The 20397-nt window shown below is 73.8% G+C and carries 13 protein-coding genes; 5 read left to right on the top strand and 8 right to left on the bottom strand.

Going from position 1 to position 20397, the window contains the following annotated elements:
* The first annotated feature begins 46 nt into the window (after positions 1–46).
* From ACFVHB_RS19180 to ACFVHB_RS19170, 3 genes are read left to right on the top strand one after another with little or no spacing between them, the layout of a single operon-like run.
* The gene (locus ACFVHB_RS19180) at positions 47–3580 is read left to right on the top strand and encodes a protein kinase (protein ID WP_380323126.1); all 3534 of its coding nucleotides are present in this window, start codon (positions 47–49) and stop codon (positions 3578–3580) included.
* Positions 3577–6090, top strand: coding sequence for an AAA family ATPase (locus ACFVHB_RS19175; RefSeq protein ID WP_380323123.1), 2514 nt, complete (start codon positions 3577–3579; stop codon positions 6088–6090). Before ACFVHB_RS19180 ends, ACFVHB_RS19175 begins: the two co-directional genes overlap by 4 nt.
* A 15-nt stretch (positions 6091–6105) precedes the next feature.
* Positions 6106–7467 (top strand): protein kinase, encoded by a 1362-nt coding sequence (locus ACFVHB_RS19170; protein WP_380323115.1) that lies wholly within the window; start codon positions 6106–6108, stop codon positions 7465–7467.
* Positions 7468–7839: 372 nt separating this feature from the next.
* Here ACFVHB_RS19170 and glnA read toward each other — a convergent pair whose 3' ends face one another.
* Positions 7840–9252, bottom strand: a complete 1413-nt coding sequence (gene glnA / locus ACFVHB_RS19165; protein ID WP_380323112.1) for a type I glutamate--ammonia ligase — start codon at positions 9250–9252, stop codon at positions 7840–7842.
* A 277-nt stretch (positions 9253–9529) separates the two neighbouring features.
* On the opposite strand from glnA, the gene ACFVHB_RS19160 reads away from it, so the two are divergent.
* Entirely contained in the window at positions 9530–9997 is a 468-nt protein-coding gene (locus ACFVHB_RS19160) for an RDD family protein (RefSeq protein ID WP_380323109.1), read from the top strand.
* Positions 9998–10206: 209 nt separating this feature from the next.
* On the opposite strand, the gene ACFVHB_RS19155 is transcribed toward ACFVHB_RS19160, so the two are convergent.
* The 7 genes from ACFVHB_RS19155 to ACFVHB_RS19125 all read right to left on the bottom strand — a co-directional run bounded on the left by ACFVHB_RS19155 (position 10207) and on the right by ACFVHB_RS19125 (position 17894).
* Entirely contained in the window at positions 10207–10905 is a 699-nt protein-coding gene (locus ACFVHB_RS19155) for a DUF4191 domain-containing protein (RefSeq protein ID WP_380323106.1), read from the bottom strand.
* Positions 10906–11014: 109 nt separating this feature from the next.
* Entirely contained in the window at positions 11015–11212 is a 198-nt protein-coding gene (locus ACFVHB_RS19150) for a hypothetical protein (protein ID WP_380323103.1), read from the bottom strand.
* A gap of 334 nt (positions 11213–11546) precedes the next feature.
* Complete coding sequence (gene lipA / locus ACFVHB_RS19145) at positions 11547–12500, bottom strand: lipoyl synthase (protein ID WP_380323100.1); 954 nt, start codon at positions 12498–12500, stop codon at positions 11547–11549.
* Positions 12501–12641: 141 nt separating this feature from the next.
* Positions 12642–13406, bottom strand: a complete 765-nt coding sequence (gene lipB / locus ACFVHB_RS19140) for a lipoyl(octanoyl) transferase LipB (RefSeq protein ID WP_380323298.1) — start codon at positions 13404–13406, stop codon at positions 12642–12644.
* Positions 13407–13505: 99 nt separating this feature from the next.
* Entirely contained in the window at positions 13506–15464 is a 1959-nt protein-coding gene (locus ACFVHB_RS19135; protein WP_380323097.1) for a helix-turn-helix domain-containing protein, read from the bottom strand.
* 101 nt (positions 15465–15565) lie between these two features.
* A complete protein-coding gene (locus ACFVHB_RS19130; RefSeq protein WP_380323094.1) occupies positions 15566–16939 on the bottom strand; it encodes an MFS transporter in 1374 nt (457 codons plus the stop codon).
* A 193-nt stretch (positions 16940–17132) separates the two neighbouring features.
* The gene (locus ACFVHB_RS19125) at positions 17133–17894 is read right to left on the bottom strand and encodes a 3-hydroxybutyrate dehydrogenase (protein ID WP_380323091.1); all 762 of its coding nucleotides are present in this window, start codon (positions 17892–17894) and stop codon (positions 17133–17135) included.
* A gap of 320 nt (positions 17895–18214) precedes the next feature.
* On the opposite strand from ACFVHB_RS19125, the gene ACFVHB_RS19120 reads away from it, so the two are divergent.
* Positions 18215–20056, top strand: coding sequence for a regulator (locus ACFVHB_RS19120; RefSeq protein WP_380323088.1), 1842 nt, complete (start codon positions 18215–18217; stop codon positions 20054–20056).
* Positions 20057–20397: the final 341 nt, after the last annotated feature.

Raw genomic sequence — 20397 nt, 5'->3', positions numbered from 1 at the left:
GGCGTCCTCGTGGCGGGTGGGCGACGTTGTCGAGGGTCGGTACGAGGTGCTGAAGGTGCATCAGCAGGGCGGCATGGGGCTGGTCCACCGGGTGCGCCATCTCGGCTGGGGCATCGACCTCGCGGTCAAGAGCCCGCGTCCGGAGCTGCTGCGCGACGACCGGGCGCGTGAGCGGTTCGTGGCGGAGGCCGAGCACTGGGTGTCGCTGGGGCTGCACCCGCATGTCTGCGGCTGCCACTACGTGCGGACGGTGGACGGCTCGCCCCGGGTCTTCGCCGAGTACGTCACCGGCGGCAGCCTGGCCGACTGGATCCATGACGGGCGGCTGTACGAGGGAGGCGAACGGCGCTCCCTGGCACGGATCCTGGACTTCGCGATTCAGGTGGCCTGGGGCCTGGAGCATGCCCACGCACGAGGTCTGGTGCACCAGGACGTCAAGCCGGCCAACGTCCTGCTGGACCCGGCGGACGGCGGCTCCGGCGCTCAGGACGCGGTGGCGAAGGTCACCGACTTCGGCCTCGCGCGGGCCAGGCCGGTGCAGTCGACGGCTCCGGGCTTCGTGACGGCCGCGGGGCAGCTGTCCGTCCTGGTCACCGGTGGTGGCATGACCCCGGCCTACGCCTCGCCGGAGCAGGCGATGGGCGGGCGGGTCGGCCGACGCACCGACGTCTTCAGCTTCGCCGTGTCGGTGCTGGAGATGTTCAACGGCGGTGTCACCTGGATGGCCGGGGTCGCCGCGGGTGCCGCGCTGCGGGCGCACAGGCTTGAGCAGGCGGGCCGGGAGGGGCGTCCGCCGATGCCCCGACAGGTCGCCGACCTGCTCGAACGCTGCCTGGACGACGACCCCGCCGTCCGGCCGGGCTCGATGGCCGAGGTCGCCGACCTGCTCGCCGGCATCCACCGGGAGACCACGGGCCTGGACTACCGGCGCCGCGCCCCCGCCATGGCGGACCTCCGGGCCGACGAGCTCAACAACCGCGCGCTGTCGCTGCTCGACCTGGGACGGAAGGAGGCGGCGGAGCAGCTCTTCGCCGAGGCGCTGACCTTCGACGCCCGGCATCCGCAGGCCGTCTACAACGCCGGGCTGCTGCGCTGGCGCGACGGTTCAATGACCGACGAGCGGCTGCTGGCCGAGATCGAGGCCGTGCGCCGGGACCTGCCCGACCCGCGGGAGGCCGATCGGCTGGCCGCCCTGGTCCATCTGGAGCGCGGCGACCTCGCGGCCGCCGGCGGCATCCTGCGGCCCCGGGGCACGGGCGCCGGCGACGAGCCCGAGACGCGGCAGGCGCTCACCGCGCTCAGCTCCGGACAGGCCGCCGACGCCCGGTGTGTCGGCCAGTGGCAGGTGCCGTGGCGGAGCGGCTTCCCGTCCTGGATCACCCCGTCCTGCACGATCGACGTCAGCGCGGACCTCCGGCTCGCCCTCACCTCCGGCGACGACCGCGCCTCCGGCGGCGGCCGCGGCGTCAGGCTGTGGGACGTCCGTACCGGGCGGCAGTTCATGGTTCTCACCGGTCACACCGACCGGGTCGACTCCGCCGCGCTCAGTGCCGACGGACGGTATGCGGTCACGGCCGCCCAGGACCGGTCCGTGCGGCTGTGGGACCTCACCGACGGCCGGACGGTCCGGAGCGTCCAGGTCACCCCGTGGGACCAGGGCCGGGGCCCGGCGCAGCGGGAACAGCAGCGCAGGGAGGACGCCGCGAAGGAGGCCGCGGGTATCCCGACGCCGAGCGTTCACCGGCCCCACCCGGACAGTTCCGTCTACCACACCGCGAGCTCGCCCGTCCGGGTGAGCGCCGACGGCGGTGTCACCGTGTGGGCCGAGGTCGACGGCCGGATCCAGGTCTGGAACCTGATCGCCGGGCGGCACCTGGCGACGCTCGACACGCCCGCGCACACGCGCGTGGTGGCACTCGGCGCCGACGGACGGCTGGTCCTGTCCGCCACCAAGGCCCAGGAGTCGTCGGTCGTACAGCTGTGGCGGGCGGACACCGGAGAGCGCCTCTGGTCCGTCGACGACCCGGTCGCGGTGTCGGAGATCTGGTTCGGCCCGAGCGGGGACACGGCCGCGGTGCTGGGCGGTGGCATCCGGATCCTGGACCTGCGGGACGGCCGCTGCCTGCGGACCGTGAACCTCGAGTCGGACTTCCACGTCACCTGCACGGCGCTGAGTCGGGACGGCCGCTCCCTGCTGGTCGGCGGCTTCCACGGGCAGGTCCTGTACTGCGACCTGGTCTCCGGCCGCGTGCTGCGCACCTTCCGGGGGCACCAGGACCGGGTGCGGAGCGTGGGGTTCACGGCCGACGGGCACGGCTGGTCCGCCGGCTACGACGACGCGGTGCGGCTGTGGCGGCTGCCCGGCGGCTTCCTCGCGCCCACGCAGCTGCGCCGCCCGCGACGGCACACCGAACTGCTGGGCGCCGAGGAGCAGTTGAAGGCGCTGGTGGCGGAGGCCGGGCAGGCCGCGGCGAGCGGCCGGGTGCGCGAGGCCCTCGACCGGCTCGGCCGGGCCCGGGCGCTGCCCGGCTCCGAGCGCGCGCCCGAAGTCCTCGGCGCGCTGCGTGCGTTGGGCGACCGGACCGTACGCACCGGGGTGCGCGGAGCCTGGCCCGCCCGGTCGCTCCGGACGGGCAACGACGAGTCCCGGAAAGCATCCAGCGTGCGCGCCGTGGCGCTGACCCCCGACGCCCGCACGGGCGCCCGCGCCGACTTCGACGGGCAGATCCAGCTCTGGAACCTCGGCACGGGCCGACGCGAACGGGTCATCGACACCGGGCACTGGTCCGTCAGCCTGGTTCAGTTCAGCCCGGACGGACAGCGACTCGTCTCCCTGGGCCACGCCGGGGGCGGCAGCGTCCAGACCTGGTCGGTCGAGACCGGCGAGTGCCTGGCCACCCTTCCCTTCCGAGGGCTCACGCGGGCCGCCCTCAGCGCGGACGGCAGGTTCGCGTTCGTCGTGGAGGAGACGGCGATGACGATGTCCCTGTGGGACCTGGCCGAGGGCCGGGAGCTCCAGCGGCTTGCGGCGCCCGAACGGAAGATCACCTCCGTGTCGCTCGGCGCGGACGGGCGCCTGGCCCTCACCTGCGGTCGCGAGAACGTGATCCGGCTGTGGGACCTGCCCTCGGGGCGGTGCGTCCAGGCCGTCCCGGCGCCGTCGCTGACCTTCAACACCGCGACGCTCAGCCCCGACGGGAGCTTCGTCCTGTCCGTGGAGGGCTACCGCGACCCTGCCATGCCCGACGCCCGCGGCCCCGAGAGCGTGCTGGGCCGGCTGCACGTGTGGGACGCCACGACCGGCGACCGGCTGCGGACCTTCGACGCGGGCTCCAGGCACGGCACCAGCCTCGCCATCAGCGCCGACGGGCAGTTCGCGCTGTCCTTCGGCACGGAGAGCGAGGTCCGGCTCTGGGAGCTCGCCACCGGGCGCTGCCTCCGGACGCTGGGCGGGCACATGCAGACCGTGCCCGCGCTGGCGGTGACTCCCGACACGAACTTCGTCCTCGCGATCGACAAGGACGGCGTCATGCGGCTGTGGGAGCTCGACTGGGACCTCCGGGCCAGGGAGGAGTGGTGACGGACTTCGCCGGCGGCGTGGTGCTCACGCTCGCGATGGCGCGGCAGGAAGCCCGGGCGGGCGGCGCGCACGAGGTCGGGCCGGACCATCTGCTCCTGGGGCTGGCCGTGCTGTGCCGATCTGACCTCAGTGGCGTACTGGACCGGCAGCGGCTGGACGCGCAGGAGCGGCTCGGGCTCGGGATCGAACTGGCCCTGGCGCGGCTCTGCTTCACCTCGGCCGACGTCGACCCGCGCCGCTTCCGCCGACGGCTGCGCGGCCTCCTCGACCAAGGCGGCGGGCCCGACCAGGGCGGGCCCGGTGATGTGGAGGCCGCGGCACCCCGCCGCAGCGCCCAGGCGCGCCAGGCCTTCACCCGGGCGGCCGAGCTCGCGGGCGGCAGCACCGCCACGGCTCAGCACCTGCTGCGGGCCCTGCTGGAGCAGCCCTCCGCCCCGACCCGCGCACTCCTCGCCTCCATCGGCGTCGCGGACCCGCTCGCCGCGTTCTTCCCCGAGTACCGGCCCGGGCCGAAGCCGGTGGGGGAGCCGAAACCGAAACCGAAGCCCGAGGCCGACCGGAAGCCCGAGGCCGAACCGAAGCCCGCCGCCGGGGCGAACCGTCAGTCGGCACCCGGGCAGCCCGGCGCTGAGGTCGCCACCCCCGCCTCCGGCGCGACACCCGTGCTGGACCGGTACGGCCGCGACCTCACGGCACTCGCGCGCGCCGGGGAACTGCCCGCGGCGATCGGCCGGGAACGGGAACTGCGGGCCCTGGCCCGGTCGCTGCTGCGCCGGTGGAAGTCCAACTGCGTGCTGGTGGGAGAGGCGGGCGTCGGGAAGACCAGCATCGTCGAGGAGCTCGCCCGGCGGATCGTCTCCGCCGACCCGCCGCCCGGCCTGGCCGGCGCACGCGTGGTGGAGCTGTCGGTGGCCGCTCTGGTGGCCGGGACCAAGTACCGCGGCGAGTTCGAGGAACGCTTCCATGCTGTGCTGGCCGAGGCACGACGACCAGGGCTGATCCTGTTCGTCGACGAGCTCCACACTGTGCTCGGCGCCGGCGGGCGCGGGGCCTCCGACGCTGCCAACATCGTCAAACCCGCCCTGGCCCGCGGCGAGTTGCGGTGCATCGGCGCCACCACCCCCGCCGAGTACCGGAGCACGATCGAGGGCGACCCGGCCCTGCAACGGCGCTTCGAGGTGCTGTGGGTCGACGAGCCGACCCGGGCGGAGGCGCTGGTGATCGTCCGGGGCGTCGCCGAGGACCTGACCGCCCACCACGGCGTTGCCATCGACCCGGAGGCGGTGGTGGCGGCCGTGGACCTCACCATCCGTCACCTGCCCGAGCAGCGGCTTCCGGACAAGGCCATCGACGTCCTGGACCAGGCGTGCGCCGCGCTCCGGATCCGTTCCGTCCCGCCGGAGGCGTCGGACCCGGGCAGCGTGCCCCCGGGATGGGTGCCCCCGGGCACGGCGCGCGTCGGGCGTACCGAGGTGGCCACCGTGGTCGCCCGGCGGGCCCGGCTGCCGCTGGCCCAGGTGACGGCCGACGAGGCGCGGCGGCTTCGCGGCATGGAGGAACACCTGCGCGCGCGGGTCATCGGCCAGGACGCGGCGGTCGCCGCCGTCGCCGCGGCCGTGCGCACCGCGCGGAGCGGGCTGGCGGACCCGCGCCGCCCGGTCGGTGCCTTCCTCTTCGCCGGCCCGACCGGCACCGGCAAGACCGAACTGGCCAAGGCCGTGGCCGAGTTCCTGTTCGGCGACGAGCGGCGGCTGATCCGCGTCGACATGTCCGAGTACCAGGAACGGCACGCGATCTCCCGTCTGCTCGGCGCGCCGCCCGGCTACATCGGCCACGACCGGGAGGGAGCGCTCAGCGGACCGCTGCGCGACCACCCGCACAGCGTGGTCCTGTTCGACGAAGTGGAGAAGGCCCACCCGGAGGTCCTGGACCTGTTCCTGCAGATCTTCGACGAAGGCGCCCTGACCGACGCGCACGGGCGGCGGGTCCCGTTCAACGACGCGGTCGTCATCCTGACCTCCAACCTCGGCGCCGTGCCCGGGCAGCCGCCCGGCCGTAAGCCGCTCGGCTTCGCGCCACCCGCGGCGGGGCGTGAATCCGAGCCGTCCGCGGCGGAGGCGGTCCACGAGGCCCTGCGGCAGCGGCTGCGGCCCGAGCTGCTCGGCCGCATCCGGCAGGTCGTCGTGTTCGACCGGCTGAGCGAGACGGCGGTCGGGCAGATCCTCGACAAGATCATCGATCAGGTCCGCGCCAGACTCGCCGACCGGAGCCCCGCCGTGTCGCTGACCCTGTCCCCGTCCGCGCGCGAGCTGCTGCTCCGGGAGGGCCGCGCCGCCGGCCGCGCGGGGGCGCGCGGCCTGGAACACGCCGTCGAACGCTTGGTCGTCCAGCCGCTCGGCCAGCTGCTGCTCGCCGACGAGGGGTTCGCCGACGGGCAATTCGCCGACGGTGCGTCGGTCGAGGTCCGGTGCACCGACGGGGTGCTCGGCTTCGCCGTCGGCATCAAGTGAGGAGACCGGACAGCCATGCCCCGCCCAGCCGCCGTGACCCTGACCGTCGTCCAAGGGCAGCTCGAGAAGACCGAGTTCGCCTTCGAGGAACGCACCACCTGCCTGATCGGCCGCGCCCGCGACTGCCACCCGCGGCTGCCCGACGACGACTACCACCGGACCGTGTCGCGCCACCACTGCCTGCTCGACATCAATCCGCCCGACGCGTGCATCCGGGACTTCGGCAGCCGCAACGGCACCTACCTGAACGACCGGAAGATCGGGCAGCGGGAGGAGGGCCAGACCCCGGAGCAGGGCGCCGCCACCGCCTTCCGGGAGCACCGGCTCGCCGACGGCGACGAACTGCGGATCGGCAGCACCGTCTTCCGCGTCACCATCCGCGGCGAGCAGCTCGCCCCGGCCGTCGTACGCTGCGTCAGTTGCGGCCGCGAGGAGAGCGCCGAGCTGAACGCCCGCGCGGGCGACCACCTGTGCGCCGCCTGCCGGACCGAGCCGCAGGCCGCGGCCGCGCTCCTGCTCGACCTCGCGCGCACGGGCGACGGGGAGCTGCGGGGCATCTCCGGGTACACGCTGGTGCGCGAACTCGGCCGCGGCGGAATGGGCGCCGTCTACCTGGCCCGGCACGAGGCCACCGGGCACGAGGTGGCGCTCAAGGTGATGCTGCCCAGGGTCGCCGCGAACCAGATGGCCCGCACCCGCTTCCTGCGCGAGGTACTCGTCACCCAGGAGATGCGGCACCCCAACATCGCGACCCTCCACGACGCCGGATTCGCGAACGGCACCTTCTACCTCACCACCGAGTTCTGCACCGGGGGAAGCCTCGATCGACTCCACACGCTCCGCGGGGACCGGAGACAGATCCCGGAGGCGGTCCGGCTGTACGCCCAGGCGCTGGAAGGTCTCGAGCACGCCCACGCACGCTCGGTCGTCCACCGGGACATCAGCCCCTCCAACATCCTGCTGCACCACAATGATGGTGGGCATCCGACCGTGAAGATCAGCGACTTCGGTATCGCCAAGGCCTTCGACCTGGCCGGCCTGAGCGGGCTCACCCGCACCGGCACGACCGCCGGCAAGCCGTCCTTCGTGCCGCGACAGCAGGTGGTCGACTTCCGCCGGGCGACCCCCGCCATGGACCTGTGGTCCCTCGCCGCCAGCCTGTACTGGACCCTGACCGGCCACGTGCCCCGCGACTTCCCGGCCGGGCAGGACCCGTGGCTGGCGGTCCTCCGGGCACCGGCCGTACCCATCCGCGAGCGGGTGCCCCACATCCCCCGCGCCCTGGCCGAGGTGATCGACCACGCTCTCACGGAGGAGCCCCAGATCGGCTTCGAGACCAGCGCCGATCTGCGCCGGGCACTCCTCACCGCACTCTGACCCGAGGGCCCGTCCAGGAGCAGGTACCCGTACTCAGCGGAACACCGCGAGGACGGCGCCCACTGCGTGGTGGTCGTCCCCGTGGCCGCGCGGGCCGGCCCCGGCTGCTGGCAAAAGATCGAACCTGTCGAGTCGGCAGCCCGCGAGCGATGACTACGGAAAGTGGCGAGATGGCGTACTGCCCAGTGCTGGCAAGGGCAACGGGGTGATCATCGCGAGTTCGATCTGCGCGTGCTCACACTCGTTTCACCTCGCGAGTCCCAGGGGCTATCGCAGTCGACCCCTCCCGAGACGTTTCCGCAGGTCAGGGCCTTGCCTGACCTGCGGAAACGATGAGAGACCAACCTGCGTTTCCGCAGGTCGGAGGGGGCCCTACAGGTCGTAGTAGAGCTCGAACTCGTGCGGGTGCGGGCGCAGGGCGATCGGGGCGATCTCGTTGGTGCGCTTGAAGTCGATCCAGGTCTCGATCAGGTCGGGCGTGAAGACGTTGCCCGCGAGCAGGTACTCGTGGTCGGCCTCCAGGGCCTCCAGGACGGCCGGGAGCGAGGACGGCACCTGGGGGACGTTGGCGTGCTCCTCGGGGGCCAGCTCGTAGAGGTCCTTGTCGACCGGCTCCAGCGGCTCGATCTTGTTCCTGATGCCGTCGAGGCCGGCCATCAGCATCGCGGAGAAGGCCAGGTAGGGGTTGGAGGACGGGTCCGGCGCGCGGAACTCGATGCGCTTGGCCTTGGCGTTGGAGCCGGTGATCGGGATGCGGATCGCGGCCGAGCGGTTGCGCTGCGAGTACACCAGGTTGACCGGCGCCTCGAAGCCGGGGACCAGGCGGTGGTACGAGTTGACCGACGGGTTGGTGAAGGCCAGCAGCGACGGGGCGTGCTTGAGCAGACCGCCGATGTAGTAGCGGGCGGTGTCGGAGAGGCCGGCGTAGCCCTGCTCGTCGTAGAAGAGCGGCGAGCCCTCGCTCCACAGCGACTGGTGGACGTGCATGCCCGAGCCGTTGTCGCCGAAGATCGGCTTCGGCATGAAGGTGGCGGTCTTGCCGTTCCGCCAGGCGACGTTCTTGATGATGTACTTGAACAGCATCAGGTCGTCGGCGGCGTGCAGCAGGGTGTTGAACTTGTAGTTGATCTCCGCCTGGCCGGCGGTGCCCACCTCGTGGTGCTGGCGCTCGACCTCCAGGCCGGCCGCGGCCAGCTCCAGCGACATCTCGGCGCGCAGGTCGGCGAAGTGGTCGACCGGCGGGATCGGGAAGTACCCGCCCTTGTACTTGACCTTGTAGCCGCGGACGTCGCCCTCGGCGGAGCCGGTGTTCCAGGCGCCGGCCTCGGAGTCGATGTGGTAGTACGACGCGTTGGCGCTGGTGTCGAAGCGGACCGAGTCGAAGACGTAGAACTCGGCCTCGGGCCCGAAGAACGCGGTGTCGGCGATGCCGGAGGAGGCGAGGTAGGCCTCCGCCTTCTTGGCGACGTTGCGCGGGTCGCGGCTGTAGGCCTCGCCGGTGACCGGGTCCTGGATGAAGAAGTTGATGTTGAGGTGCTTGTCCTTGCGGAACGGGTCGAGGCGGGCCGTGGCCAGGTCGGGGACGAGTGCCATGTCGGACTCGTGGATGGCCTGGAAGCCGCGGATCGACGAGCCGTCGAACATCAGGGTCTCGGACGGGTCGAAGGTCGCCGCGGGCACGGAGAAGTGCTGCATGACGCCCGGGAGATCGCAGAACCGGACGTCGATGAACTTCACATCGTTGTCCTGAATGAACTGCTTCACTTCGGCGGCGTTGTTGAACATCCATCCTCCTCGGCGTGCGAATGGGGTCACCCTAGGAATGGCCCGTTTCCAACCGGTGACCCGGTCGTTTCCTGAATGTTAACCGCCGCCCTCGCGCGGGCGGCAAAGTCGTACGCTCCGGGGCAAAACGCTACGCCCGTGCGGTCCGCATCCGCCAAGTGGTCTGGACCACTCAGGGGGTGCGGGGAAGCGCGATTCACCCTCCGGGGGAGACGGCGCGGCGGCGGCACGGGGAGGCGGTGCGGGCCCGGACCGTGCGCCCGGTTAGTGTGGATTCGTGGACACCAGAGAAGCGTTGGGATCGTGGATCGACGGCCCGAAGGCGGCCGCCGAGAAGATGGGCGCCGACTTCGGCTACCGCGGTGAGCGCCTCGGACTGCCCGAGGAGGGCCCCGGCTCGATCGCGGGCCCCGGCCGACGGCTGGGCGCGCTGTTCGTCGACGGCTGGCTGGTCTCGCTGGTCGCCTTCGGGCTGATCGCCAAGGGCTCCCCGGCCTCGGCCAACATGTGGACCACCCCGCTGTTCTTCACCGTCACCGTGCTGCTGCTCGCCACCACCGGGACGACCATCGGCAAGCGGCTGTTCGGCCTGCGGGTGATGCGCCTGGACGGCAGCCGCGCCACCATCCCGCAGGTGCTGCTGCGCACCGTGCTGCTCTGCCTGCTGGTGCCGGCCCTGGTCTGGGACCGCGACACCCGCGGCCTGCACGACAAGGCGGTCGGCACGGTCGAGGTCCGGATCTGACCGTCCGCAGCTGACCGACCCGGGGGCCGCACCCGGGGGGCGGCCCCGAGGGGTGGCCCCGAGGGGCGGCACGACCCCGAGCGGTCCGACCGGGGGCGCGACAGTGGGGCGCGGGCCCCGAGGGCGCGACCCGAGGGGCGGCAACGTCGAACGGCCCCGCCGCGGAGCTTCCGCGGCGGGGCCGTTTCGTGCGAATGGGGAGGGGTGGGTCAGCGGACCTGGCCGCCCTTGGGCATCCGGGCGCCCTTGGGCATCGGGCCCTTGGGGATCGGCGCCTTGGAGAGCAGGTCGCCCAGTGCGCGCAGCCGGTCGTTGGTCTCGGTGACCTGCGCCGGGGTGATGGCGCGCGGCAGGCGCATCAGGTGGATCTGCAGCTTCTTGAGCGGGATCTCGCCCTCGCCGTTGCCCACCACGATGTCGTGCACCGGCACGTCGCCGACGACCCGGGCCATCTTCTTCTTCTCGGACGCCAGCAGCTGGCGCACCCGGTTCGGGTTGCCCTCGCCGATCAGCGCGATGCCGGCCCGGCCCACGGCGCGGTAGACCGCGTCCTGGTTACGGGTCACCGCCACCGGGGTGGAGCTGGCGCTCCAGCCGCGCCGGATGTTGTTCAGCACCGCCGCGACGGCTCCCGGCTGTCCCTCCATCTGCCCGAACGCGGCGCGCTCGGCCCGGCGCCCGAAGACGATCGCCATGGCCAGGAAGGCCACGATGAAGCCCAGGATGCCCAGGTAGATGGGGTGGTCGATCGCGAAGCCGATGGCGAGGAACACGCCGAAGGTCAGCAGGCCGACGCCGGCGATGATCAGGCCGATCTTGGTGTCGACCTTCTTGGTCATGGTGTACGCCAGGCGGATCTGCTTCAGCCGCCCGGGGTTCTCGGATGTTTCCCTCGCCATAACGCTCATGGTACGTGGCGTGGGTACGGGATATCCAAGCCCGGGTACCCGTTCGCCCCGAACCGTGACCCGGGCGGACCGGCGCGACTCCGTACCGGAACCAACGCGGTACCGCGCGTCAACGACCCGCGGACTTCGCGGCCGGCGCGCCGGAGCGTGCGTCGCGCTCCCGGTCCGCCGCGTACCGGCGGTTCTCGCAGACCGCCGCCCAGGCGTTGCGCCGGGCCTGGCGCTGGCCGCCGGCGAGCAGCACGCTCTCGGCCAGTCGCAGTGCGGTGCCCATCGACCGGATTCCGGCCTGCATGCGGACCTGCATGTCGAACGACTCCCCTCGTGGCGGAAATGATTCGAACGGTCCCATCCTCACCACCCCGTGTTACCAGTCGGTGACCCGGCCGTCAAAGCCCGGTGAACCCCGGCAACCCGGAAGGCGGAGCCCCCGGAACCCGGAAGGGCGCAGCGCCCTGGATCTGGGCGGCGCGGTGCCGTGGACCGTGGCGCTCCGGCAGGGCCCCCTGACGGTCCGGCCCGGGGCCCCTGGCGCTCCGGGCCCTGATGGTCCGGCCCGGGGCCCCGGAGGGTGCGGCCCCGGGAACCCGAAGGGCGGAGCCGAAGCCCCGCCCTCAGGTGTCCACGGTGTGCGGCCGTCGTCAGACCGCGGCCTGCTCGCGGCGCTCCAGCGCCTGCCGGTACAGCCGCCCGGCGCGGTACGAGGAGCGCACCAGCGGGCCGGACATGACCCCGGCGAAGCCCAGCTCCTCGGCCTCCTGCTGGAGCTCGACGAACTCGTGCGGCTTCACCCAGCGCTCCACCGGGTGGTGGCGCAGCGAGGGGCGCAGGTACTGGGTGATGGTGATCAGCTCGCAGCCGGCACCGACCAGGTCGGCCAGCGCCTGGCTGACCTCCTCGCGGGTCTCGCCCATGCCCAGGATCAGGTTGGACTTGGTGACCAGCCCGGCCGCGCGGGCCTGGGTGATGACGTCCAGCGAGCGCTCGTAGCGGAACGCGGGCCGGATCCGCTTGAAGATCCGCGGCACGGTCTCGACGTTGTGCGCCAGCACCTCGGGGCGGGACGAGAAGACCTCGGCCAGCTGCTCCGGCACCGCGTTGAAGTCGGGGATGAGCAGCTCGACGCCGGTGCGGCCGCCCTCGCGGCCGGCCGTCATCGCGTGCACCTGGCGCACGGTCTCGGCGTACAGCCAGGCGCCGCCGTCCTCCAGGTCGTCGCGGGCGACGCCGGTGATGGTGGCGTAGTTGAGGTCCATGGTCACGATGGACTCGGCGACCCGGCGCGGCTCGTCGCGGTCGAACTCGGCGGGCTTGCCGGTGTCGATCTGACAGAAGTCGCAGCGGCGGGTGCACTGGTCACCGCCGATGAGGAAGGTGGCCTCGCGGTCCTCCCAGCACTCGAAGATGTTGGGGCAGCCGGCCTCCTGGCAGACCGTGTGCAGCCCCTCCTTCTTCACCAGCGACTGGAGGGCGTTGTACTCCGGGCCCATCTTCGCGCGGGTCTTGATCCACTCGGGCTTCCGCTCGATGGGGGTCTCGCTGTTGCGGACCTCCAGGCGGAGAAGCTTCCTGCCGTCGGGTGCGACAGCGGACACGTGCGACTCCTAGAACTAGACGGGGTACCCCCAGGGTACGCCTGTGCTTGTACGGCCTCCGCAGGGCCTGCGGCCCGCAATCGCAGGGCAACAGAGCTACTGGCGGGTAGATTCCCCGGAACCGCCGGGTTACCCGGGCGGCTAGCGGCTGAGCGCCGGCTCCGGCAGTTCGGCGAAGACGTCCGCCAGGTGCTTCTCGACCACGGACAGCGACTCGGTGACGGGGAAGTCCCGGCCCAGCTCGCCGGAGAGCGAGGCCACGCCCGCGTCCCGGATGCCGCAGGGCACGATGCGGTCGAACCAGGTCATGTCCGGGTTGCAGTTCAGCGAGAAGCCGTGCATGGTCACCCCGCGCGAGACCCGCACGCCGATCGCGGCGAGCTTGCGGTCGTCGCCGCGCTGCCCGGCGTTGGACGGCGCGTACTCCGGGCCGGCCAGCCGCGGGTCGATGCCGAGCGGCAGGCCCATCCGCAGGGTCAGCCTGCCGATGTCGACGACCTGCGACGGGTCGACCACCGCGTCCGGGATGGTCTCGCCCAGCACCCAGACGCCGCTGCGGCCCTCGACCCGGGTGGTCTCCACGCCCCACTCGCCGCAGGCCCGGATCAGCGCCTCCTCCAGCCGGCGCACGTACGCGACGACGTCCATCGGCTCGGGGAGCTTCACGATCGGGTAGCCGACCAGCTGGCCGGGGCCGTGCCAGGTGATCTCGCCGCCGCGGTTGACCTCGACCACCGGAGTGCCGTCCAGCGGCAGGTCGGCCGGGTTGGTGCGCCGGCCCATCGTGTACACCGGCGGGTGCTCCAGCAGCAGCACGGTGTCGGGGATCTCGTCCGCGACCCGCAGCGCGTGCAGCCGCTGCTGCTCCTCCCAGGCCTCCTGGTACGGGACGGCGCCCTCGCCCATGCCCAAGCGCACAAAACGCACGTTCTCGCTCACCAACTGCTCCTTGCCGGGCGTTCGAGACCAACCTCGCCACTGTACGCCCGACCGTTCGGGACTCGTTCAGGCCCCCGACAGCAGCTGCAGCCGCAGCGCCAGCTGGAGCTCCAGCGAGCGCTCGGGGTGGTTCCAGTCCCGCCCGAGCAGCACCTCGACCCGGTCCAGCCGCTGCACCACCGTGTTCACGTGGACGTGCAGCTCGTCCTTGGCCCGGGTCAGGCTGCCGCCGCAGTCGAAGTACGCGCGCAGGGTGCGGACCAGCTCGGTGCCGCGGCGGGCGTCGTAGTCCAGCAGCGGGCCGAGCGTCGCGCCGACGAAGCCGTCCACGTCGTGGCCGTCGCCGAGCAGCACCCCGAGGAAGCCGAGCGCCCGGGCCGACGAGCCGTCCCCGGCCCGGCCGAGCACCCGCAGCGCGCGGACGCAGCGCAGGCCCTCGGCGTACGAGGCGGCCAGCGCGACCGGTCCGGCGGCCGGCCGGCCCGCGCCGACGGTGACCGGGAACCCGGCCAGCCGGGCGAGCCGCTCGGCGGCCCGCTCGGCGGCCTCCTGGGGGGCGCCGGCGGAGCCGTCGTCCGGGACCAGCAGGACGACGGCCTCGCCGTGCTCGGCGCTGATGCCGCGCGAGCCGAACAGGTACCGCCCGGCGGCGCCCGCCAGCCGGCCGCGGTCGGTGGCGGCAGCGGCGGTGGCGGGGGTCGCGGTGCTTCCGCCGGCACCCGGGGCGAGGGCGGCGCCGGCCGGCTCGGCGACCAGCACCAGGTGCGGGCGGCCGAGGTCCACGCCCAGCCGGCGGCCGCGCGCGGTGAGGCCGGCCGGGTCGCGCTCGGGCGCGGTCAGCACGTCGGCCAGCAGCTCGCCGCGGACCCGGTTCTCGGTCTCGGCCACCGAGCGGCGCAGCAGCAGGAGCAGCGCGGTGACCACGCCGGCCCGCTCGAACAGCCGCCGGTCGGCGTCGTCCAGGTCCGGCCGGCCGAGCAGGACCAGCGTGCCCAGCGGTTCCTGGCCGGCCAGCACGGCGCAGACCCAGGCGTCGCCGTGCCGCACCGACCGGCCCTCGGCGCGGGACGCGGCGACCGCCTCGGCCAGGCCCTCGGCGGGCGCGGCGCGGCCGGCCAGCGGCTCGCCGCCGGTGTCCAGCACGGCTATCTCGCCGCCCAGCAGGACGGCCACGGCGGCGGCCACGTCGGGCACCTCGGCGCCGCGCAGCACCAGGTCGGTGAGCCGGTCGTGGCCCTGTTCGGCGCGCTGGACGGCGGCCGCGTGGGCCCGGATCAGCTCGTTGGCGCCGTTCAGCTCGGCGAGTGCGGCCCGGGTGTCGGCCAGCGACTTGGCGGTGTCCAGCGCGATCGCGGCGTGCGCGGCCAGCGTGCAGAGCAGCGCGACCTCGTCGGGGGAGAAGGCGCGCGGGGAGCGGTCGGCGGCGAACAGGACGCCGATCACCCGCCCGCCGAGCAGCAGCGGCACCCCGATGATCGCCACCAGGCCCTCGTCCAGCACGCCCGCGTCGATCGTGCCGGTGTGGTGGAAACGTTCGTCGGTGCGGTAGTCGGGGGTGGCGTACGGGCGGGCGGTCTGGGCGACCAGGCCGCCGAGGCCGTCGCCGAGGCTGAGCCGCAGGGTCTGGAAGAGCACCGAGACGGAGCCGTCGGTGACCCGCATGTAGGTGTCGCCGGCGGCCTCGTCCGGGAGGGTCAGGTACGCGGTGTCGGTGCCCAGCAGCATCCGGGCCCGGCGCACGATCGCGTGCAGCACGGTGTCGAGGTCGCGGGAGGCCGCGAGGTCCCCGGCGGTGTCGAACAGGGCCGTCAGCTCGGCCTCCCGGCGGCGGTGCTGACGCAGCGTCCGGTGCACCCGCAGCGCCTGCCAGGTGGCGCCGTCGATCTCGTTCAGTACGGCGGCGGGCGCCCCCTGCCGGCGGGCGTCGGCCAGCACGTCGGCGAAGTCCTCGGTGGCGGCGCCGGAGGCGAGCAGGTCGAGCAGCCGCCGCAGGGCCGGCGCCGAGCTGGTGTGCGGGTCGTTCATGGTGCGGGCCGCCAATCGGCAGTGAACGGGAAGCGCGATGGTACGCGAGACGTACGACAGGCCGGCGCTCGCTCAGGGGGCGAGCGCCGGTCGCCGGGGCGTCAGACGGTCGCGGCCCTCCCCGTCACGGCCTGCTCGTCCGTCGCCTCCGGGGCCTCGGCCCCGGCCTCGGTGAGGTCGCTGCCCCGGGTCTCCCGGCCGCAGAGCACCGCGAGGACGGTGATCGCCGCCGCGATCGCCACGTACACCGCGATCGGGGTGGCGCTGCCGTAGTCCTTGAGCAGCGCGGTCGCGATCAGCGGCGCCGGCGCGCCGGCCGCCACCGAGGCGAACTGGGCGCCGATCGACGCGCCCGAGTACCGCATCCGGGTCGCGAACAACTCGGAGAAGAAGGCCGCCTGGGGCGCGTACATCGCGCTGTGGAAGACCAGCCCGACGGTGACCGCCAGCAGGAGCGAGCCGAAGGACCTGGCGTCCACCAACCCGAAGAAGACGAACGCCCAGACGCCGACCCCCACCGCGCCCACCAGGTACACCGGCCTGCGCCCGACCCGGTCGGAGAGCGCCCCGAACACCGGGATCAGCGCGAACTGGACGGCCGAGGCGATCAGCACCGCGTTCAGCGCGGTCTGCTTGGCGAAGTGCGCGTGCGTCACGGCGTACGCGAGGACGAACGTGGTCATCACGTAGTAGGAGATGTTCTCCGCCATCCGCGCGCCCATCGCCACCAGCACCTCGCGCCAGTGGTGCCGCAGGACCGCCACCAGCGGCGGCTGCTCGGCCCGCTGCCGGGCCTCGGCCTTCCTCAACGCCTCCTTGAACAGCGGCGACTCGTCCACCGCCAGCCGGATCCACATCCCGACCGCCACCAGCACCGCCGAGAGCAGGAACGGCACCCGCCAGCCCCAGGAGAGGAAGGTCGCGTCGGACTGCACGGTGGTCAGCAGCGAGAGCACGCCCGCCGCCAGCAGGTTCCCGGCCGGTGCGCCGCCCTGCGGCCAGGAGGCCCAGAACCCGCGCCGCCGCTGGTCGCCGTGCTCCGACACCAGCAGCACCGCCCCGCCCCACTCCCCGCCGAGCGCGAACCCCTGGACCAGGCGCAGCACGGTCAGCAGCACCGGCGCGGCGGCTCCGACCGAGTCGTACGTCGGGAGCAGCCCGATCAGCGTGGTCGAGCCGCCCATCAGCAGCAGGCTCACCACCAGCAGCCTCTTCCGCCCCACCCGGTCCCCGAAGTGCCCGAAGACCAGCGCCCCGAGCGGCCGCGCCGCGAAGCCGATCGCGTAGGTCAGGAAGGAGAGGAGAGTCCCGGTCAGCGGATCGCTGGTCGGGAAGAACAGCTTGCCGAACACGAGCGCGGCGGCCGTGCCGTACAGGAAGTAGTCGTACCACTCGATGGTCGTGCCGATCAGGCTCGCGGCCACGACGCGTGGCAGTGAGGCTCTGGTGTTCTTCGGGGCGTCGGAGCCGCTCATGGGTCACCACTTCCGGACGGGGGGTCGGTGTTGCCACAAGGTAGGAATCCGCCGGTCGGCGGCCCATGTGGGCGGGGCACATACTCTTGCCGCGCGATATAGGGGAGAAGGCCAGGTGCTCGGCGGCGGCGGCCGGTGCGGCGCCGCAGGGGCCGCGCCCGCCGCCGGCCCGGGTGCAGGGCCGTCGCGCCGGTCAGTGCGCCGTCCAGCCGCCGTCGACGGGGAGGCTGGCGCCGGTGATGTAGGAGGCGTGCGGGCAGCAGAGCCAGACGGCGAGGCGGGCCACCTCGTCGGGTTCGATGAGGCGCTTGACGGCGGTGCGGTCGAGCATGATCCGCTCCACCACCTCGTCCTCGCGGATGCCGTGCGCCAGTGCCTGGGCGGCGATCTGGCGCTCCACCAGCGGGGTGCGGACGTACCCCGGGTTGACGCAGTTGCTGGTGACGCCGAACGGCGCGCCCTCCAGGGCGACCGTCTTGCTCAGCCCCTCCAGGGCGTGCTTGGCGGTCACGTAGGCCGACTTGAAGGCGCTGGCGCGCAGGCCGTGGACGGAGGAGATGTTGACCACCCGCCCCCACCCGCGCGCGTACATGTGCGGCAGGGTGCGGCGCAGGATGCGGAACGGGGCCTCGACCATCACCCGCTGGATCAGCGTGAACCGGTCGGGCGGGAACTCGTGCACGGGCGCGACGTGTTGGAGGCCGGCGTTGTTGACCACGATGTCGGCGTCGTCCGGCAGGGCCTCCACCGCCTCCGGGTCGGAGAGGTCCGCGACGTGCGCGACGCCGCCGATCCGCTCGGCGAGCTCCTCGGCCGGAGCGGCCGCGAGGTCGACGACGCGGACCCGGGCGCCGGCCTCGGCGAGGGCCTCCGCGCAGGCCCGGCCGATGCCCGAGGCGGCACCGGTGACCAGGGCCGTGCGGCCGTCGAGCGGGCGGGCTGAAGTGGTGTCCATGGTCGAGAACGGTAGGAATCCGGCAGCCCACCTCCTATGGAGCGGGCCACTACAGCACCCGGTTGAACTGTGGTGGACGCCACCATGACCGGACCGCGGCCGGCGAACGGCCGTCCGACCGTCACCAGCCAAACCCATCCTGTCCTGGCTTCCCCACAATGGGCGCCGATGCTTCACCCGTTCGGAGGATTGCTCGGTCAGAACCGCCCATAGCGCCCGAATGCTCGCTACATTCACGCCGATTCCCGACAGGGGGCGCCGCCACGGGCAGCCGATGGGCTGGTGGAGCCGGTGCGGCGTCCGAGAGGTGTTGACTGACTATGCCCCAACGGCCTGCAACCGACAGCCCGGCGTACGGACCGCTCGACCCGCTCGACCAGCACCGAGGTCCGGTCGGCCGGGCCCTTCCGGACGCCCCCGACGCCCCGACCGCCGACGAGTTGCGAGTGCCCGTGCAGGTCACGTCCGTCACCCCCGAACCGCACCAGGGCGCCGTCACCGAGCCGGACGAGTCCGCCGCGCCCGCACCCGCCCCGCCGCCGCCCGCGGCCGGCCACTCCGGCCCGGGCCCGCAGAACGGCCAGCTGGCCGCGCTGATCGAGGAGGCCGGCTTCTCGCACGCCGGCCTGGCCCGCCGGGTGGACCAGCTCGGCCTGGAGCACGGCCTCGACCTGCGGTACGACAAGACCTCGGTCACCCGCTGGCTCCGCGGCCAGCAGCCGCGCGGCGCCACCCCCGCGCTGATCGCCGAGGTCTTCACCCGCCGGCTCGGCCGCCGCCTCACCGCCCAGGACCTCGGTCTGGACGCCTGCGCCCCGGTCTACGCCGGCCTGGAGTTCGCCGAGACGCCGCAGGAGGCGGTGGACATCGTGGCGAGCATGTGGCGCAAGGACAACGGCCCGCAGTCCGAGCTGCGCCGGATCGCCTTCACCCCGGCCGGGCTGGTCGTGCCCAGCCGTGACTGGCTGATCGGCCGGACCGACGAGCGGGTCGCCCGGGACGGCTCCACCCTGCCCCGGCCGGACGCCACCGGCCCCCAGCCCGCCGCCGCCCCGGGCGCGTCCGCCGCGGCCCCGGCCCGCGGCCCGGCCTCCGGCGGCTCCGCCGCGCCGTCCGCCCGGGTCCCCGCCGCCGCGGCCGCCGCCGCCCAGGCCGGGGCGACCGCCCTCGGCCGGGTGCCGACCCAGAGCCGCCGCCCGCCCATCGCCGTCGAGCCGCCGTACACGGACCCGGCCCGCGAGCCGCGCCCGGCGCTGCGGGTCGGCCGTGGCGACATCGCCGCCATCCGCGCGGTCGGCGACCTCTTCCGCGCGCTGGACCACGCCTACGGCGGCGGCCACGCCCGCCAGGCGCTGGTCCGCTACCTGGAGAGCGAGGCCGAGCCGATGCTGCGCGGCCGGTACGGCGAGCAGATCGGCCGGGCGCTGTTCGGCGCCGTCGCCGACCTGACCAGGCTGGCCGGCTGGACGTCCTTCGACATCGCCGCGCACGGCCTGGCCCAGCGCTACTTCGTCCAGGCGCTGCGCCTCTCCCAGGCCGCGGGGGACCGCGCGCTCGGCGGGTACGTGCTGGTGACGATGAGCCAGCAGGCGGTGCACCTCGGCCACGGCCGCGAGGCCGTCCAGCTGGCCCGGGTCGCCCAGCAGGGCGTCGGCACCGCCGTTCCGCCCACCGTGCAGGCGCTGCTGCACGCCGCCGAGGCGCGCGGGCACGGCCTGCTCGGCGACGTCCGGGCCTGCACGACCGCGCTGGTGCGCTCCGAGCGGTCGCTGGCCGCGGCCCGGGTCGGGGACGAACTCCCCTCCTGGGCGCGGTACTTCGACGAGGCCCAGCTCTCCGACGAGTTCGCCCACTGCTACCGGGACCTCCAGCAGTGGCGGACGTCCGCCCAGCACGCCGAGAAGTCGCTGCGGCTGCGCTCGCCCGCCTACGCCCGCAGCCGGATCTTCTGCCGGCTGGTGCTGGCCACCGCCCGGCTCGGCATGGGCGACCTCGACGAGGCGTGCTCCATGGCCACCGACGCCCTGCGCGCGGCCGGCGAGATGCGCTCGGCCCGCTCGCTGGAGTACGTGCGGGACTTCCACCGCCGGCTCACCCCGTACCGCGGCAGCCCGGTGGCCCGCGCCTTCGAGGAAGCGGCCCGCCAGGCGGGGGTGATCTAGGGGGTGTCCGACACGCCCGCGGGGGCGGGGGCCACCAGCTCTCGGCGTTCACCCGCGGCCGGTCGCCCTCGACGGCGGCCGGCGGGCGGACGTCCCCGCGCGGCCGCGGGGCGAGCAGCGGGAACCGCCGGCACCGGGAGCACGCCCGCGCCGACCGGCGCGGCCGCGGTGGAGGACGGCGGGTACCCGGCGTCCACCGCGATCGCGGCCGCGGGGGGGGGCCACCGGCCGGGTGGCCCGGGGACCCGCCCGGCGGGGGCCCGCCGGGTGGTCCCCCGGAATTCGGTGCGGCGGGTGGGGGGGTGGGGGGGCCACCAGTGGGCACCCACCCCGCCAGGGCT

Origin of the sequence: Kitasatospora sp. NPDC127111 (assembly GCF_042677465.1) — a bacterium.
In the GTDB taxonomy this organism is placed as follows: Bacteria; Actinomycetota; Actinomycetes; order Streptomycetales; family Streptomycetaceae; genus Kitasatospora.
Note: the sequence above shows the minus strand (reverse complement) of the source record. Positions and strands in the feature narration are given on the sequence as shown.

What these genes read in the sequence shown, in the direction of transcription:
- ACFVHB_RS19170 (WP_380323115.1), top strand. Translation starts at nt 6,106, where the DNA reads ATGCCCCGCCCAGCCGCCGTGACCCTGACCGTCGTCCAAGGGCAGCTC.
- glnA (WP_380323112.1), bottom strand. Translation starts at nt 9,252, where the DNA reads ATGTTCAACAACGCCGCCGAAGTGAAGCAGTTCATTCAGGACAACGAT.
- ACFVHB_RS19155 (WP_380323106.1), bottom strand. Translation starts at nt 10,905, where the DNA reads ATGAGCGTTATGGCGAGGGAAACATCCGAGAACCCCGGGCGGCTGAAG.
- ACFVHB_RS19150 (WP_380323103.1), bottom strand. Translation starts at nt 11,212, where the DNA reads ATGCAGGTCCGCATGCAGGCCGGAATCCGGTCGATGGGCACCGCACTG.
- lipB (WP_380323298.1), bottom strand. Translation starts at nt 13,406, where the DNA reads ATGGGCGAGGGCGCCGTCCCGTACCAGGAGGCCTGGGAGGAGCAGCAG.
- ACFVHB_RS19135 (WP_380323097.1), bottom strand. Translation starts at nt 15,464, where the DNA reads ATGAACGACCCGCACACCAGCTCGGCGCCGGCCCTGCGGCGGCTGCTC.
- ACFVHB_RS19130 (WP_380323094.1), bottom strand. Translation starts at nt 16,939, where the DNA reads ATGAGCGGCTCCGACGCCCCGAAGAACACCAGAGCCTCACTGCCACGC.
- ACFVHB_RS19125 (WP_380323091.1), bottom strand. Translation starts at nt 17,894, where the DNA reads ATGGACACCACTTCAGCCCGCCCGCTCGACGGCCGCACGGCCCTGGTC.
- ACFVHB_RS19120 (WP_380323088.1), top strand. Translation starts at nt 18,215, where the DNA reads ATGCCCCAACGGCCTGCAACCGACAGCCCGGCGTACGGACCGCTCGAC.